The sequence below is a fragment of the Pantoea sp. ARC270 genome (assembly GCF_003236725.1).
In the GTDB taxonomy this organism is placed as follows: domain Bacteria; phylum Pseudomonadota; class Gammaproteobacteria; order Enterobacterales; family Enterobacteriaceae; genus Pantoea; species Pantoea anthophila.
In genome coordinates this window covers 12216-30153 of sequence record NZ_PUGA01000004.1, presented here as the reverse complement: position 1 = coordinate 30153, position 17938 = coordinate 12216, and the positions used below count along the sequence as shown (strand labels likewise).

Annotated in this window: 1 protein-coding gene; it reads left to right on the top strand. The window is 64.3% G+C overall.

Annotated features, from left to right (window positions below; all coding sequences use genetic code 11):
• Positions 1-33 precede the first annotated feature (33 nt).
• Entirely contained in the window at positions 34-17754 is a 17721-nt protein-coding gene (locus CKF42_RS03010) for an Ig-like domain-containing protein (protein WP_111207493.1), read from the top strand.
• Positions 17755-17938 lie beyond the last annotated feature (184 nt).

Sequence of the window (17938 nt, the reverse complement as noted above, 5' to 3'; positions counted from 1 at the left end):
ATATTAGCTAATCTGGTGGAGTAGAGGTTACAAATGGCAGAACTCACGCAAGGCCGTGTAGACATCATCTCGCGCGAAAACGGCACGCTCATCTCGCAGGCCACTCCCGGTTCATCACAATCCATTAACCTCACCGAGCCCAGCGTCGTGCGCATCAATGGCACCCGCGAACTGGTCACGCAATATGAGCGCCAGGGAAATGATCTGGTTCTGCACATGCGTGACGGCAGCACCGTCCGCTATCAGAGATTTTTTGTTGATGATGCCGAGGGTAATCACAGTGAGCTGGTGTTCGATGATGGGGTCAATCCACCGGAACATGCCCTGTTCCCGCAGACCGCAGAAGGCACTGAACTGGCCTCCGGTTCCGTCACACCAACCTACGAATCACTGGAGAGCGTCGAGCCACTGCTGCTGGCCGATAACACCAACGCCTCGATGGGTGTGATCACCGCGGGCGGTCTCGGCGTACTTGGCTTAGCCGGGCTGGCCGTGGGTCTGGGGGGTGGCGGCGGAGGCGGTGGCGGCGGAAATGACGGCGGCAGCGATCCCGGTACGAATCCCGGCACGGATCCCGGTACCGACCCTGGCACTGACCCCGGCACGCCAGGTACGCCAGGCAGCCCCGCCATCACGCTCAACACCTTTGCCGGCGATAATGTGCTGGATAATGCCGAAAAAACCACCGATCAGCTGCTGAGCGGTTCCACCAGCAATGTCGAAGCGGGACAGGTTGTCACAGTGACCCTGGGCGGCCAGACCTACAACACGACGGTGGGCGCTGACGGCAGCTGGAGCGTGACCGTGCCTGCTGCCGCGCTGGCGGCCCTGGCCGCCGGCTCTGCCACGATCGCGGTCAGCGTGACAAACGCAGCAGGCACCGCCGCCAGCGGGTCGCTGCCCATTACCGTGGCTGCTGCCGATCCGGGCACCCCTGCGACGCCCGCCATCAGCCTGAATCCTTTCGCTGGCGATAACCTGCTGGATAACACGGAAAAAACCACGCCGCAGACCTTATCCGGCAGCACCAGCAATGTCGAAGCCGGACAGATTGTTACCGTCACGCTCGGCGGTCAGACCTACAGCGGCACCGTTGCCGGTGATGGCAGCTGGAGCGTGACCGTGCCTGCTGATGCGCTCGCAGCGCTGGCATCAGGCACCACCACGGTGACGGCCACGGTCGCGAATCAGGCCGGTGCCTCCGCCAGCGGCAGCCTGAGCGTCAGTGTTGCAGCCCCTCTGACTCAGCCGGGGACGCCTGTCATTACCATCGATCAGTTTGCCGGCGATGACATTCTCAGTAATCCGGAGAAAAACAGCGCCCAGACGCTGAGCGGTTCCACCACCAATGTGGAAGCGGGACAGGTTGTCACGCTGACGCTGGGCGACCAGACCTACAGCGCTGTGGTCGATGCCCAGGGCAACTGGAGCATTACGCTGCCGCCCGCCGCGCTGAATGCCCTGGCCGCCGGAACGGTCACGATCTCCGCAGTAGTCACCACCCAGGCGGGCGTTGAGGCCAGTGAAAACCGCGCGATCAGCGTCGATACACCCGCCGTGCCGGGCGTGCCCGCCCTCACGCTGGATGATTTTACCGGCGACAATCAGCTGACTAACGCAGAAAAAACCAGCGATCAGACCGTGACCGGCAGCACCAGCAATGTTGAAGCCGGACAGATTGTTACCGTCACGCTGGGCGGTCAGACCTACAGCGGCAGCGTGGATGCGCAGGGCAACTGGAGTGTCACGCTGCCCCAGGCGGCCCTGAGCGCCCTGGCGGCCGGAGAAACCACGCTGACGGTGTCAGTCAGCGATACAGCCGGTAACACCGTGACCAGCAGCCTGCCGATTACGGTAGAAGCCCCGGTGACACAGCCGGGCGACGTTACCCTGACCATCGATCAGTTCGCCGGGGATGACATCCTGAGCAACGACGAAAAAGGCACGGCGCAGACTCTCTCAGGCAGCACCACCAATGTCGAAGCGGGGCAGACGGTAACCGTTACCCTGGGGGGACAGACTTACCTCGGCACCGTGGATGGCAGCGGAAACTGGAGTGTGATTATCCCGGCCGCTGCTCTGAGCAGCCTGCCTGCGGGCAGCAATGCCATCAGCGTTACGGTCAGCAACCTCGCGGGGGCAACCGGCAGTGAAACCCGCGATATTGCGGTGGAAGCGCCCGCCACTGAACCTGGCGTGCCGGGGCTGATCCTGAATGATTTTGCCGGCGATAACCTGCTGAGCAACGACGAGAAGACGGTCGACCAGGCGGTCAGTGGCACCACCACCAATATCGAAGCCGGGCAGGTGGTCACGGTCACACTGGGCGGCCAGACCTACAGCACCACCGTGCAGCCGGATGGCAGCTGGAGCGTCACGGTGCCCGCCACGGCGCTCTCCGCGCTGGCAGCGGGCACAACCACGCTGACGGTTGCCGTCAGCAATGCGGCGGGTGACAGCGTGACCGCAACGCAGCCGATCACGGTAGACGCCCCGGCGACGCAGCCGGGAGCCGCCACACTGACCCTCGACGCCTTTGCCGGGGATGACATCCTCAGCAACAGCGAAAAAGCCAGCGACCAGCTGCTGACCGGTACGACCACTAATATCGCAGAGGGCCAGCAGGTTACCGTCACCCTGAACGGGGAAACCTTTACCGCCACGGTCGGCGCGGATGGCAGCTGGAGCTTCACGGTTCCGGCCAGTTCGCTGGCAGCACTGGCGGCAGGCAGCGCCACCCTGAGCGCCACGGTAACGGATCAGGCGGGGAACCCGGTCAGCGAAACGCGTGACTTCCTGGTAGAGTCAGCGGGCACCGCACCAGGCAACCCGACACTGACCCTGAATGCCTTTGCGGAAGACAACGTGTTAAGCAACGAGGAGAAGCTGGAGGCGCAGGCCATCTCCGGCAGCACCACCAACGTCGAGGCGGGCCAGATTGTGACGGTTACGCTGGGTGGACAGAGTTACAGCGGAACGGTCAGCGCTGACGGCAGCTGGAATATTGCGATTCCGGCCGATGCGCTGGGCGCACTGGCAGCAGGCCCGGCCTCACTGGTGGTGACGGTCAGTAATGCGGCCGGTACCTCTGTCAGCGACACGCTGGGTATCGTCGTTGAAGCCCCGGTGACCGAACCGGGCCAGCCCGTCATCACACTCAATCAGTTCGCCGGTGATGATGTGCTGAGCAACGACGAGAAAGCCAGCGACCAGCTGCTGAGCGGCAGCACCAGCAATGTCGAGGCGGGTCAGGTGGTGACGGTGACGCTGGGCGACCAGAGTTACAGCGCCACCGTCGGGGCCGATGGCAGCTGGAGCCTGACCATCCCCTCCAGCGCCCTGGCCGCCCTGGCGGCGGGCAACGCGACCTTCAGCGCCAGCGTAACCACCCAGGCGGGTGTGGTCGCCAGTGAAGATCGGGTCATTGTGGTGGAAGCCTCACCGGAGCCGGGCGCACCAACGCTGACGATCGCTGTTTTTGCCGGCGACGACCTGCTCGACAACAGCGAAAAAGCGCTGGATCAGACGCTGTCAGGCAGCACCAGCAACGTAGAGGCGGGCCAGACGGTCACCCTCACGCTGAACGGGCAGACCTACAGCACCACCGTTCAGGCGGATGGCAGCTGGAGTCTGCCGATCCCGTCCGCTGCGCTGAGCGCACTGGCGGCGGGCACCACCACCCTGGTCGCCAGCGTAACCACGGCGGCGGGCGTTTCAGCCAGCGGCAGCAGGGATATCAACGTCGCACCTGCCGCAGGCGAACCGGGCGTGCTCACCATCGCTGAACCACTCAGTCTCGACGGTTTCCTGAACCAGCAGGAGGCCGCCAGCGATCTGATCATCAGCGGCTCGGCACTGGGCGTTAATCCCGGCCAGACGGTGCTGGTGGCCTTTAACGACAACACCTACAGCGCGGTGGTAAACAGCAACGGCTTCTGGAGCGTCACCGTTCCGGCCAGCGACCTCACCGGCATCACCGACGGGACAAAACTGATCTCCGCAACGGCCACCGATGCCAGTGGAGCGCTGCTGACCGACGCCGCACAGCTCAATGTGGTGGTGAACACGCTGCCGCAAATCACCCTGGATGAGAGTGCGATCAGCGATGGCATTCTGAATCAGGCGGAAGCAGGCAGCGACCTGACGATCGGCGGAAACACCGGTAAAGCCGTGCCGGGCCAGCAGGTCACCCTGGAACTCAACGGGAAAACCTACAGCACCACGGTGAATGAGGACGGCAGCTGGAGCCTGACGCTGCCCGCCGCCGATCTCGCCTTACTGCCGCAGGGCGCTAACACGCTGACGCTGACCGCGATTGATGAGGCGGGTAACCGTGTCGACCAGACCCTGGACTTCAGCGTCGATACCCTGCCACCGAATCTGATTGTGGCGGCGGTGGCAGGCGGAGATGGCATTCTTAACGGCGCTGAAGTGGCGGCGGGCGTGCCGGTCAGCGGTTCAGGTGCCGCGCCGGGCGATGTCGTTTCGGTCACGCTGAATAACCTGATCTACAGTGCCACGGCAGATGCACAGGGCAACTGGACGGTGGATCTGCCCGCGGAGGATCTGCAGACGCTGGCTGAGGGCAGCAGTTACACGCTGGTGGTCACCCTGACGGATGCCAGCGGCAATACGGTCAGCCAGTCGCAGACGCTGGCCGTCAGCACCCTGTCGCCGGACGTGTCAGTTAACGCGCCGGGCGGTGACGGTGTGCTGACCAGTAATGAACTGACCCAGCCGCTGCTGATCAGCGGAACCGGCACCCCGGGCGATCGGATTACGGTTGAGTTAAACGACAAAACCTACAGCGCGCTGGTTGACGACAATGGCAACTGGAGTGCGCAGGTGCCGGTGGCCGATCTGGGCACGCTGACCAGTCAGACCTACCCGGTGACGGTCACCGTGACCGATCCGGCGGGCAACAGCAGCGTAGAGAACACGTCACTGCGGGTTGCCACCGCAGTGCCTGCGCTGACGCTGGATGCGATCAGCGACGATGGCGTCATCAACGTCATTGATGCACAGCAGCCGCTGATCGTCAGCGGAAGCGGCGACGCGGGCGATACGATCAGCGTGACGCTGAATAACCAGACCTACACCGCCGTTGTGGCGGAGGGGGGCCGCTGGAGCGTCACCATTCCGGCATCCGACCTGGCCGCTGTTCCTGACGGAACACAGCCGCTGGCAGTGGTGGCAACGGATGGTGACGGGAATACCACGCTGATCAACAGTGCCCCGATCTTTGCGACCACGCCGCCGCAGCTGACCGTCTCCACACCGGGCAGTGATGGTTACATCAATATTGCGGAACATAGCCAGGATCTGACGATTGACGGGCGCGGAGGCGTGCAGGGCGACACGGTTTCGGTGAGTTTCAATGGCGAAACCTACACTGCCACCGTGGATACCAGCGGCGCGTGGCAGGTTACGGTGCCTGCGGCGGTCGTCAGCCAGCTGGGCGATGCCCGCTATCCGGTGGAGGTGGTGCTCAGCGACGCGTATGGCAACAGCAGCAGCGTCGCCTCCAGCGTGACGGTGCTGGCGGCCGCATCGCCGGTGCTGACCCTGGATCCTGTAACCGGCGATAACCAGATCGACAGCGCGGAACAGCGTGTTGATACACTCATTACCGGCAGTGTGACCGGCGTACCGGCAGGCCAGCCGGTTGTGGTAACCATCAATAACCAGTCTTATGAGGGCGTGGTGCAGGCAAACGGAAGCTGGAGCGTGACGCTGCCTGCCGGATCGCTGGGAGGCGCGGGCGATAAGCCCTTTACCGTGGCGATCACCGATGTGGCTGGCAACCCGGCGCAGCCCGCGCAGGGGCTGATCACCGTGGTCACCAGCGACACGCCGCTGCTGTCGATTGCGCCGATAAGTGAAGATAACGCGCTGAATGCACTGGAAGCGCAGAGCGATCTGATCCTCAGCGGCAGTTCCGCCAGCCTGCCTGAAGGCAGCCCGGTCAGCGTGACGCTGGTGCCGGGCGGGACCGTTTACAGCACCACCATCGATCCGGACGGTAACTGGACGGTTACCGTGCCCGCCGCCGATCTGGCGAACCTGTCGCAGGGTGACACCACGGTGACCGTTACTTCCGGCGACGTGCAGAGCAGCCAGACGCTGCTGGTGGCAACCACACCGCTGGCAGCCCCGCAGATTGATACCCCCTTCACTGACGGCATCCTCAGCAATAACGAGGTCACCGCGCCGCAGACCCTGACCGGTTCCGTCACGGAAGGCCAGGCCGTCAGCGTCACTCTGGGCGGCGTCAGCTATCCGGCAACGGTCGCGGCGGATAACACCTGGAGCGTCACGCTGCCGCCGGAAGCGCTGCAGGCCCTTGCTCAGGGCAGCAACCCGATTACCGTAACGGTGAGCGATAGCGCGGGTAACAGCACCAGCATCAGTGAACCGCTGACGGTGGATACCGGCACACCGGCGCTGACCGTGAACCCGATTGCCACCGATGGCGTCATTAACGCGGCGGAAGCCGCCGCCGACCTGATCGTCAGCGGTACCGCTGCGCCGGGCAGCAGCGTCAGCCTTCTGCTGGGCGGCGAAACCTATAACGCCGTCGTGGCCGCCGATGGCAGCTGGAGTGCAACGCTGCCCTCCGACGATCTGAGTCAGCTGGCCGATGGCCGTTACGATCTCAGCGTCACCGTAACCACCGTGGGCGGCAACGTCGCCACCACGCCGGTGCCGGTTACCGTCGACACCAGCGTGCCGGACTTCAGCATCAATCCGCCAGCGGGCGATGGTGTGCTGAACCTTGCTGAACAGGCGGCCGGGTTCAGTTTCAGTGGTGCAGGCAGTGAGGGCGACCAGGTCAGCCTGACCCTGAATGGCGTGACCTACACCGGCACCGTCGGCGCAGACGGTCTCTGGACTCTGGCCGTGCCGCCTGCGGCACTGGCCGGTCTGGCCAGCGGCAGCAGCTATCCGGTTGTGGTGACGGTGACCGATGCAGCCGGTAACAGCAGCAGCCAGAACAGTTCGCTGACCGTCGACACGACGCCGCCTCCGCTGGTGGTTGCGCCAATCAGCGAGGATAACGCGCTGAGCGTCGGCGAACTGGCAGAGCCGCTGGTGGTCAGCGGCAGCGGACAGAACGGCGACCTCGTGACGGTTCAGCTTAATGGTCAGACTTACAGCACCACCGTCGGAGTGAACGGTCAGTGGACGCTGGAGATCGCGTCTGGCGATCTGGCAGCGCTGCCGTCCGGCCCGAATCCCGTCACGGTGACCGAAACGGACGCCAGCGGAAATCAGAGCAGCCAGGTGGTGGATCTCAATGTGGCCACCTCGCCAGCGGTGCAGCCGCAACTGAGCGTCGACAGCAGCACCTTTGCCGGTGACGGCATCGTCACCGCGGCGGAGCAGTTACAGCCGATTACCCTGCGCGGCAGCAGCCTCAACGTTGAGCCAGGTCAGCAGGTTACGGTTTCACTGAACGGCACCGATTACAGCGGGGTGGTTGAGGCGAGTGGCAACTGGAGCATCATTCTGCCCGCGGGCGCGCTGGCGGATCTGGGCGAGGGCAGTCAGACGCTGATTGTCAGCGTGAACAACGCCGTCGGAAACAGCGCCAGCGCGCCGCTTAACTTCAGTGTGGACAACACACTGCCCGCGATTGCGCTGGCACCCGTCAGCGACGATAACTATCTGAATGCAGGCGAGCTGAACGGCCCCGTCGTCGTCAGCGGCAGCAGCAGCGGTCTGCCTGCCGGAAGCCTGGTCACCGTTGACGCCAACGGGACGCCGTTCACCACCACGCTTAACGCCGATGGCAGCTGGAGCCTGACATTACCGGCAGGCACCTTCAGCGGCGTGGCGGATGGGCCGCAGACCCTGACCGCCACCGTCAGCGATGCAAACGGCCAGCCGCTGGCGACCACTGACACCACCCTGACGGTCGTGGCCAGCGCGCTGCCGGTCGCGACGCCGGGTGTGGCCTTTGATGATGGCATTGTGAATAGCGGGGAAGCCGCAACCGGGGGAGCTATCACCGGTAACACCGGCGTAACGGGTGACGGTCAGACGGTCACCATTACGCTGGATGGCGTCAGCTACAGCGGCACGGTCGATGCTGCGGGTAACTGGCAGGTCACGGTTCCGGCTGGCGCACTCGCTGCGCTGCCGCAGGGCGACACGGCATACAACGTCGTGGTCAGTGATGTGGCGGGCAACAGCAGCCAGGCGACAGGCACGCTGCGGGTCGATACGCTGCCGCCGGTGCTGACCGTTGTCACGCCGTCCGACGGCATCATCAACGCCGCTGAAAGTCAGCAGCCGCTGACGCTGAACGGCAGCAGCGAAGCCAATGCCCTGATTGTCGCCAGCTTCAACGGCACCAGCCTGAGCACCACCGCTGACGCCAGCGGCAACTGGTCGCTGACGCTGCCCGCCACGGTCTACAGCGGGCTGGGTAACGGCAGCTATCCACTGACGGTTACCGCCAGCGATGCGGCCGGCAACGCCACCACCACCAGCCGCGATCTGGCGCTGAAAGTGGAGGCAGGCACGCTGCCGACGCTGACCCTGGATGCCTTTGCCGGCAACAATGTGGTCGATGGCGCGGAACGCCTCACCGACCAGCGGCTGAGCGGCACGACAACCAATGTCGAGGCGGGCCAGCTGGTGACCGTCACGCTTGACGGAACGGTCTACAGCGCCGCCGTCCAGGCCAGCGGGGCCTGGAGTCTGATTGTGCCAGCCGGCGCGCTGGCTGCGCTTGCCGATGGCAGCGCCACGTTTACCGTGGCGGTCAGCGACGTGGCGGGTAACACCACCACCAGCAACCTCGCTTTTGACGTCAACAGCAACGCGTCTGGTCTGGCGCTGGATGCCATCAGCGAAGATAACTACCTCAATGCGCAGGAGCTGAGTCAGCCGCTGATTGTCACCGGCACCGCGGTAAACGTGCCGGCGGGCAGTACCGTCACGCTGCTGTTCAACGACACCGCTTACACCGCCCAGGTTTCGGCCAGCGGGCGCTGGAGCGTTATCGTTCCGGCGGAGGCACTGACGGCGCTCGCCGATGGACCTTACACGCTGACGGTCACCGCGACCGACAGCGGCGGAGCAACTCTCAGCAGCGAAGCCACGCTCAGCGTGCTGGCGACCGGCCTGCCGGAACCGCTCATCGCCTCGGCGTTTGGTGATGGCGCGCTCAACAGCGGCGACGTTACCGCGGCACAGAGCCTGAGCGGCACCACCGGCGTAACGGGCGATGGACAGAGCGTCAGCGTGCTGCTGAATGGCGTGACCTACACCGGCACCGTCGACGGCAATGGCAACTGGCTGGTGACCGTTCCCGCGACGGCGCTGGCTGACCTGCCGGAAGAGACCCTCAGCTACACCGTCACAGTGCAGGATGCCGCCGGTAACACAGGCAGCACCCAGGGCAGCGTCACGGTGGATCTGACGCCACCGACGCTGACGCTGGCGGCCGTCGCGGATGATGACATCGTGAATATCGCAGAGAGCACCGGACCGATCGTGCTCAGCGGGACGACCAGTGCCGAAGCCGGACAGACGGTCTCCATCACCCTCAACAACCAGCGCTATACCACCACCGTGACTCAGGATGGCGACTGGAGCCTGACGCTGCCAGCCGGTGCGCTGGCCGGTATCCCGGCCGGGGCCTATACCCTGACGGTAACGGTCAGTGATGCGGCGGGTAATCCGGTGACGGAAACCCGTGACATTACGCTGGCGACCGGCGCGCTGTCGGTGACGATTGATACCCCGTTCGGCAACGGTTATCTGAACCAGAGTGAGACCGGCGTCAGTCAGACCCTGAGTGGCAGCACCGGCGTCACCGGTGAGGGCCAGACGGTCACCGTCTCCCTGGGTGGCGAAGAGTATCCCGCCACGGTGGATGCACAGGGCAACTGGACGCTGACCCTGACGCCGGAGGCGGTGCAGACGCTGGATGAAGGGGTGAATACCCTGGTGGTGAATGCCAGCGATGGGGCCGGAAACAGCGGTTCGCTGACCAGTGCGGTCACGGTGGATCGGACGCCGCCTGCGCTGAGCCTGGACCCGATCAGTGATGATAATATTGTTAATTCTCTGGAAGTGCTGGAAGCCGTCACCATCAGCGGCAGCGCGTCAGCGGAGGATGCCGGACAGACGGTCACCGTCACTTTCCAGAACAGTAATTACACCACTCTGGTGCTCTCTGATGGCAGCTGGCAGGTGACGCTGCCGGCCAGTGTGATGCAGGGGCTGACCGATGGCGGCTACCCGGTCAGCGTGACGCTGACGGACGCGGCGGGCAACAGCAGCAGCGCGACCACCACCCTGACGCGTGATGCAGACAGTGCCGGCCTGCCGACCCTGACGATCGGGCCGATCAGCGGCGACAATTTCCTGAATCAGGCTGAGTCGCTGCAGGATCTGAGCATCAGCGGCAGCAGCACCAATCTGGCCGAGGGCCAGCTGGTCACGGTGACGCTGAACAACGTTCAGTACAGCGGCACGGTGACCCAGGATGGCAGCTGGACGGTGACCGTACCTGCCGACGATCTGGGCGCGCTGCCGGATGGCGATCAGCTGCTGGTGGTGGTCTCTGCGGATGCCGCCGGCAACCCGGCCAGCAGCAGCGCCTCACTGGTGGTGCTGGCCAGCGCCCAGGCGCAGCCGACGCTGACTCTGGACGTGGTGGCAGGGGATGATGTGATCAATGCCAGCGAGGCAGCCTCGGATGTGGTGGTCAGCGGTAGCAGCACCCAGCTGGCCGCGGGCACCCCGGTGACCGTGTCGTTTAACGGCACGGACTATGAGACGACGCTGGACGCTGACGGCAACTGGACGGTGACTCTTCCCTCCACCGCCTTTGCCGGCGTGACGGCGGGCAGCACGGAGACCCTTACCGTGACCGCCAGCGACATTGCCGGGAATCCGGCCACTGCCAGCCAGACGGTGACGTTCAGCACCACACCGCCAGCACTGACGGCGATCACCGTCAGTACGGGTGACACCCTGAACTTTGCAGAGTCGCTGGAGGATATCAGCGTCAGCGGTTCCACCACGGGGGCCCTGCCGGTGACGGTGACGCTGAATAATGTCAGCTACACCACCACGGCCGATGCCGACGGTAACTGGTCCGTCACCATCCCGTCAGCCGATCTGCAGCAGCTTGCAGATGGTGCTAACGCGATCGCGGTTTCCGTCACCGACGCGGCGGGCAATACCACCACGGATACCACCACCTCGCTGGACGTGGCGTTTAATACGCTGCCTGCGCTGACGCTGGATACGCCGTTTGGCGATGCGCTGGTCAGCGCTGCGGACGCTGCGGGCGCGCTCACACTGAGCGGCGACAGCACCAATCTGCCGGAGGGCAGCCTGATTAGCATCACCATTGGCGGGCTGGATTTCAGCACCACGACCAATGCCAGCGGCAACTGGACGCTGAATCTGGCCGCGGGCGCGCTGTCAGGGCTGGACGATGGCGTGACCGACGTGGTGGTGACTGCCACCGATGCAGCGGGCAATCCGGCCCAGGTGACCGCCGGGGTTGAGATCCTGCAGGCTGCGCCGGATAACGCCACCTTTGACAGCACGTTGTTCGGCGACAACATCATTAACATCAGTGAAGCGGGTGTCGTTCAGCTTGTTACCGGCACATCGGACCCTCTCCCGGGCCAGACCCTGAGCGTGACGGTGGGCGATCAGAACATCCCGCTGTCCGTGACGGTGGATGCCAGTGGCAACTGGACAGCCAGCCTGACGCCAGAGGTGATCGCCAGCCTGGGGGCGGGTGAACAGACGCTGACCCTCACCACCACCGATCGGGCAGGCAATACCAGCGTCACGACCCAGACATTTGTCTCGGCGATTACGCCGATTGCGGCGCCCACGCTGGACACGCCTTTTACCGATGGAAGGCTCAATGCGGATGAGGCGGCCGCAGGGGGTTCACTGAGCGGCGCGGTCAGCATTGATAACGCGGCGTCGGTGACGGTAAATGTGAATGGCTCCGTCTACGCCGCCCAGCTCAGCGAGGATGGGACGCGCTGGTCGCTGGCGCTGTCACCGGCGCTGTTGCAGTCCCTGCCGGATGGCAGCTGGCCGGTGACGGTGACCGTCACCGATGAGGTCGGCAACATTGCCAGCACCAGCGGCAGCCTGCTGGTCGCCGTTAACGCGCTGCCGGACGTCACCCTGAACCTGCCGTTCGGGGATGGTGCGCTGAATGCTGAAGAAGCGCTCAGTGAACAGACGCTCAGTGGCACCACCGGCATTACCGGTGCCGGGCAGACGGTCTCGGTACTGATTTCAGGCTTTAACGGCGATGCGCCGCTGACGGCCACGGTGCAGGACGATGGCAGCTGGTCTCTGGCGCTGTCGCCTGCGCAGTTAAGCACCTTCACCAGCGGGGCGCACACCATCACCGTGACCGCCACCGATGTCGCCGGTAACAGCGACACGACGGCGCTGAGTGTGGTAACGGAAGTGGCGGTGCCGGTGCCGACCTTCAGCCCGGATGCCTTTGGCGGCGACGGCCTGCTTAACATCAGTGAAGCGGCGGCTGGCGTGACCCTGACCGGCACCACCGGCAGCGTCGGAGCAAACCAGGCGGCCAGCATTACCGTTGATTTCAATGGCAGCCGTTATTCGGGCGTCGTTGACAGTAACGGGAACTGGCGCGTCACGATCCCTGCTAACGCGCTGAGTGCCCTGGATGATGGCGCGCAGACGCTGACGGTGAACGTGGTGGATGCGGCAGGCAACAGCGCCTCGGCGCAGCTGCCGTTCACCGCCGATCTCAGCGCACCTCAGCCTGTGCTCAATCCGGACTACTTCGGGGGCTATGTTAATGCGGCTGATGTGGCAGGCGGCATTACCCTGGGCGGCACCACGGGTGTCAATGAAACGGTGCAGCTCACGCTGGCAGGCACAGTCTATACCGCGACTGCGGATGAGAACGGCAACTGGTCGGTGCCGCTGACGGCGGCGCAGCTTTCCGCGCTGGCAGATGGCACCTATCCGGTTCTCATCACGGCCACGGACGCGGCGGGTAACAGCACGACGCTTAACAGCGCCTTTGTGCTGGACAAAACCCCACCCGTGCTCACTGCCTCGCAGTTCACCGGCGACAACGTGCTGAACTACGCGGAGAGCATTCAGCCGCAGACGCTCACTGGCACCGCAACGGGAGCAGGGACGGGCGCAGTGGTCACCGTCTCGCTGAATGATACCCCGCTTGGCACGGCGATAGTGGCGGCCAACGGCAACTGGAGTCTGACGCTGACGCCAGAGCAGATGGCCACCTTCGGGCCTTCCACCACGCTGGCCTTGTCGGTGACCGATCTGGCAGGCAACATCGCCACCGGCTCCGTTCCGCTGACGGTCGATCTGACCCCACCGCCAGGCCCGCTGGTCACGCTGGGCACCGTGTCAGGCGATAACATCATCAGCACCCAGGATGTCGCGGGGGGCGTGGTGGCGAGTGGCACCTCGGCCAATCTCGGCACCGGGGGCACGGTGACGGTGGTGATCAATGGCACGAGCTACCCCACCACGCTGGATGCCTCAGGCAACTGGTCAACGGCAACCCTGCCGGTCAGCGCGTTTGGCGAAACAGATGGCAGTGCGACCGTCACGGTGAATGCGACGAACGGCACGGATACCGTCAGCGTCAGCAATAACATCGTGATTGACCTGACGCCACCGACGCTGAACCTGGATGCCTTTGCAGGCGACAATCAGGTCAACGGCAGTGAAAGTGCCACCAGTCAGACCATCAGCGGCACCGCCGATGTCAGCGAAGCCGGTCGCACGGTGCTGGTGACCTTTAACAACAAAACCTACAACGCGGTGGTGCAGGGGGATGGCAGCTGGTCGGCCACGGTGCCCGCCAGCGATATGCAGGCGCTCACCAGTGGCAGTTCGCTGCAGATCACCGCGCAGCTGGCGGATGTGGCGGGCAACGTGACTACGGCGACACAGACGGTCACCGTGGATACCGGGGCGCCCGTGTTGCAGGTGGATGCCCTGGCGGGCGATAACGTCCTCAATGCTACGGACCTGGTGACCACGCAGGTGCTCACCGGCAGTGCGCAGGGCGCAGAAGGCCAGACCATCGGCCTCTACCTGGGCGATGCCGCACCTATTGCCACCGCCATTGTCGGAGCTGACGGCCGCTGGAGTATCGATCTGACGCCGGAGGTGTTGACGAACCTCACTGAGGGCGCGCTGGTCTTTGGCGTGCGGGTCAGTGACACCGCCGGGAACCAGACGGATGCCACGCTGACGGTCAACAAAGTGGTCAACAGTGCGCTGACGCTGGTCGTCGATTCGGTCTTCGGCGACGGCACACTCAGCGCGCTGGATACCACGGTGGCGCAGACCATCTCCGGGGTGGCGACCTCGGCGGGCGTCGGTGCGACGGTCTCCGTGGTGCTGGGCGGTACAGCGCTCTCGGCCGCCGTGGGGCAGGATGGTAAATGGGCTATCGTGGTGCCGCCGTCGGTGCTGGGTCTGTTAAGCGATGGTCAGCTGGACGTTGACGTCACGCTGACGGATGCGGCAGGCAACACCCGTACCGTGGGTGAAACCGTCACCGCGATTGTTGATGCGGTGCCGGTCGTCGGCGCGCTCACCGGACTGTTTGGCGGTGATAACCTGCTGAACATCGCGGAAGCCGCTGCCGGACAGGTGGTGGGTGGCGTCATCGAAAATGCCGCGGTGGGTTCACAGGTCACCGTGACCCTGGGCAGCAGAAGTTACAGCACTACCGTGCAGGCGGGCGGTACCTGGAGCGTTAACCTGCCGGCCAGCGATCTCACCTCGCTGCTGGATGGCAACCTGACGCTGGGCGTCAGCGTCCGGGATGTGGCGGGTAACGTCGCCTCCGGCAGTACAACTGTCGGCATCTTCACCCAGACGCCATCCATCTCGCTGACTTCGCTGTTCGGGGATGGGGTGCTTAATCTGGCGGATATCGCGACCGGGCAGGTGATCAGCGGGGTGGTTAATAACGTCGCCCAGGGCAGTGTCGTCACACTCTCGGTGGGGAACAGCCAGCTGACGGCTACCGTCGGCGCGGGCGGGGCCTTCAGCGCCACGGTCACACCGGATATCCTGGGCACCCTGGCGCAGGGGAACCTGACGGTAGGGGCATCGGTGACCGATGCGGCGGGTAACACCGCCAGCACCAGCGCCGGCATCCGCGTCGACACGCTGCTGCCGACCATCACCGTCAATCCGCTGTTTGGTGACGGTCTGCTGAACGTGGCGGATGCGCTGGTCACCCAGGTGATCGGTGGCGTGGTGGGTGGCGCGGAAGCGGGCTCGCGCGTGGTGGTCTCCGTAGGCGCCCAGCAGTTTGTGACGGCGACCGATGCGAACGGTAATTTTAACGTCTCGCTGACGCCGACGCTGCTGCAGGGCATTGCGGACGGCAATCTCACGGTGGGGGTGAGCGTCACCGACAGCGCCGGTAACACCAGCAGCGCCACGGCGGGGGCACTGGTCGGCATTCACAACGTGCCGAAAGTGACGCTCAATCCGCTGTTTGGTGACGGGGTGCTCAACCTGGCCGAGTCGCTGGTCACGCAGACCATCAGCGGCACCGTCTCCGGCGTGGCCGCGGGCAGCAGCGTCAGGCTGGCGATTGGTAACACCACCGCGACCGCGCTGGTCAACGCCGACGGCACCTTCTCAACCACCGTCTCACCGGCCGTGCTCTCGACGCTGCTGAACGGTAACTTCACCGTCAGCGCCTCGGTCACCGATCCGGTCGGCAACGTCAGCAGCACCAGTGCAGGCGTTTCGCTGGGGCTGGTTCAGCCGACCCTCTCGGTTAACACGGTATTCGGCGATGGCGTGCTGAGCGCGGCCGATCTGGCCTCAAACCAGACGCTGAGCGGCAGTTCCAGCCTCTCTGCGGGGTCAACCGTCAGCGCCACGCTGAATGGCATTACCTACACCACCAAGGTGGCCAGCGGCGGTAACTGGAGCATCAGCGTGCCGAAAGCGGATCTGGTTGCGCTGACGGACGGCAGCAAAACCGTGACGGTGACCGGTACGGATGCCTACGGCAACGTGGCGAATGCCAGCGGCTCGCTGAACGTCATCAGCCAGTCGACGCCGGTGGTGGCGATTACCTCGCTGTTTGGCGACGGCGCGCTCAGCGCGGCGGATGTGAAAACGGCACAGACCATCAGCGGCACCGCGAGTAACGCCGAGGGATCGGTGGTGCGGGTCACGCTGGGGGGGCAGACCTACAGCACCACGGTGAGCAGCAACGGTAACTGGAGCCTGTCGGTTCCGGCGGCCAGCCTCGCCGCCATCGCGGATGGTCTGCAGACCGTGACGGCCAGCGTCACCAACGGCGCGGGCAGCAGCGGCACCATCTCCGCGTCGCTGGGTGTCGTCAGCCACACCACGCCAACGGTCAGCGTAAGCAGCTTCTTTGGCGGCGATGGCTACCTCAATATCGCGGAAGCCAGTGCGGCGGAAACCATCAGAGGCACCAGCACCAACGCGGCGGGCGGCACGGTGACGGTAAACGTGGCGGGTAACATTCTCACGACCACCATTGGTGCCAATGGCGCATGGAGCGTCAGCGTGCCGTCAGCGACGCTGCAAAGCATCCCCGATGGCAGCCGTCCTCTGACGGTGACGGTGACGGATATTGGCGGTAACACCGCCACCAGCACCAGCAGCTTTACCGCGCTGTCGCACAATCAGCCGGTCGTGGGGGTCGATCCGGTGCTCAGCCTCGTCGGTTCGCTGCTCACCGGTCTGGTGGTGCAGGGCGGATCGCTCAATGCGGCGCAGGGATCAAGAGTCAGCGTGACGCTGCTGCTCGCCAACGGCAGCAACGGCCCAACGCTGAATACCACCACCGACGCGCTGGGGCGTTATGCTGTCAACTTCTCACCGTCACTGCTGTCGGTGGGTGGCCTGCTGCTGTCGCTCAACACGCTGGCAAAAGTGTCGATCACCGACGTGGCGGGTAACAGCTACACCACCACCAACACCCTGCTGCTGGGTTCTGTCCTGCCGGTCACCCTGGCCGCTACCGAGTCCGTGGCCCTGTTCTCGGTGGTGGATGACAGCGCCACGGTGGCCAGCACGGAGACGCAGCACAACAGCAGCACCAGCAGCGATGACGGCAGCGCCCATGTGGCCGTGGCCTCTACGCTGGTGACCGACGCGGATGTTGCGACGCCGGTCACCAGCAGCCAGAGTGCCGTGGTCAGTGACACCGCGGTGGCATCTGCCCCGGCTGAAGAGGCGGGTTACACCATTGGCGGGGTAGTCATTACGCTGGCGGATGGCAGCACGGCGCAGGGAGCCTCGGTTACCGGCAGCAGCGGCGCGGATACCGTGACGGTCAGTGACCTCAGCTTTACCCATATTGATGGCGGCGCAGGCACCGATACCCTGGTGCTGAACGGTGAGAACCTCACTCTGGATCTCACCGCGCTGGGCCTGAAAGTCGAACACATTGAAGTGCTCGATTTGGGTAAAACCGGCACCAACTCGGTGAAACTCGATCTCAATGAGGCACTCAATCTGACGGATAAACAGAGTGACGATTTGCTGATCAAAGGCGCGGACGGCAGTCAGGTGACTCTGGCTAACAGCAATGGCGGTATCTGGGAAGTGACCGGCGAACGGACGGTGGATGGCAGAGTCTTTGAGATATACCACAACTCGGCGCTGACCAGTGATAACACCCTGGGGGATGTGCTGGTACAGCAGAACCTGCAGGTCCATGTGATGTAGCCACGACGTTGTCTGTCCGGCGGTTATGAGGCGCGGGTGCGAAAGCACCCGCTTTTTTTGCGTCAGCCCCGTGATAATTTCACTTTCCAGATTTTCGCCACTATTCATTAGCGGAATGAAAGCTTAGGGTAGGCGCAGCAAACGGCGCCACGCCGTCAATCACGCTTCTGATCTTATTTGACGC

Excerpts from the sequence above, each read along its gene's own strand:
- CKF42_RS03010 (WP_111207493.1), top strand. The coding sequence starts at position 34 with ATGGCAGAACTCACGCAAGGCCGTGTAGACATCATCTCGCGCGAAAAC.